Here is a 1,580-nt window from a genome sequence, read left to right as displayed (position 1 = left end):
GCGATCGCATGGTGAACCAAGAAATCTCCAGGACCAATGGTCAAGAACAGAGAATTGGTGCTGCTATTAATCGCATCCAACCAACCCGGTAACCAGACATTCCCATTATTCGGCCATGCCGTCGAAGCTAAACTATCCGGATTGGACAGTAACACATCAAACCCATAAAGAGCTTTACCGTGCGCCGCTTGAATCCATTGCGCGAAAACAGGTTCAATCAGGATTTGCTTTTCGGGAGTACCGAAAGCAACTACCACATCGTTGTGCACATACAGACCCAGAGTATGGAATCCGAGGAACAACGAGACCCAGCTTAAGTGGGAAATAATCGCTTCCTTATGCTCTAAAACGCGATAGAGAACGTTATTTTTGTTCGCTTCAGGGTCGTAATCACGAACCAAGAAAATCGCGCCGTGAGCAAAGGCTCCCACCATGATGAATCCAGCAATGTACTGGTGGTGGGTGTACAGGGCTGCCTGTGTCGTATAATCCCGAGCCATGAAGGCATAGGGAGGCAGACTGTACATATGTTGTGCCACCAGAGAGGTGACCACACCGAGGGAAGCCAAGGCGAGGGCCAACTGGAAGTGCAACGAGTTGTTGAGGGTATCATAGAGACCTTTGTGGCCTTCACCGAGGTTGCCCGAAGGGGGACGGTGGGCGTTGAGAATCTCTTTGATGCTATGACCGATACCGAAGTTGGTACGGTACATATGACCGGCGATGATGAAAATCACCGCGATCGCCAAATGGTGATGGGCGATATCCGTCAACCACAGAGACTCGGTTTGGGGATGAAATCCACCTAAGAAGGTGAGGATGGCAGTGCCCGACCCTTGAGCCGTTCCAAATACATGGTTAGCCGTGTCCGGGTTTTGAGCATACACACCCCAGTTCCCGGTGAAGAAGGGGGCTAAACCTGCTGGGTGAGGTTTGACGGAGAGGAAGTTATCCCAACCGACATGAACACCGCGAGATTCAGGGATAGCCACATGGACGAGGTGACCCGTCCAGGCCAAGGAACTGACACCGAACAGACCGGCCAAGTGGTGGTTCAAGCGGGATTCCGCATTTTTGAACCAGGACAACGAGGGACGGAATTTCGGTTGGAGGTGTAACCAACCGGCAAAGAGCATGACTGCTGCCAAGACCAACAAGAAGATGGAACCTTGGTAGAGGTCAGAGTTCTTGGTCATGCCGATGGTGTACCACCAGTGGTAAACACCGCTATAGGCGATGTTGACCGGGTTGGAAGCGCCCGCTTGGGTGAAGGCATCAACTGCCGGTGCACCGAATTGGGGGTCCCAAATCGCGTGAGCGATGGGACGGACGTTTAAGGGGTCTTTAATCCACTGCTCGAAGTTGCCTTGCCAAGCGACGTGGAACAGGTTGCCCGATGTCCAGAGGAAGATGATAGCCAGGTGTCCGAAATGGGAGGCGAAAATCTTTTGGTAAAGATTTTCCTCGGTCATTCCGTCATGGCTTTCAAAGTCGTGGGCGGTTGCAATCCCGTACCAAATCCGACGAGTTGTCGGGTCTGCCGCGAGGTCTTGGCTAAATTTTGGGAATTTTGTTGCCAT

General features: G+C 52.2%; 1 protein-coding gene. It reads right to left on the bottom strand.

Going from position 1 to position 1,580, the window contains the following annotated elements:
* Nucleotides 1–1,580 (bottom strand): photosystem I core protein PsaB (psaB, locus tag NG795_RS28305; RefSeq protein ID WP_367291938.1); only part of this gene is annotated, 1,580 nt, incomplete at its 3' end.

Source organism: Laspinema palackyanum D2c, from assembly GCF_025370875.1.
Lineage (GTDB): Bacteria > Cyanobacteriota > Cyanobacteriia > Cyanobacteriales > Laspinemataceae > Laspinema > Laspinema palackyanum.
Note: the sequence above shows the minus strand (reverse complement) of the source record. Positions and strands in the feature narration are given on the sequence as shown.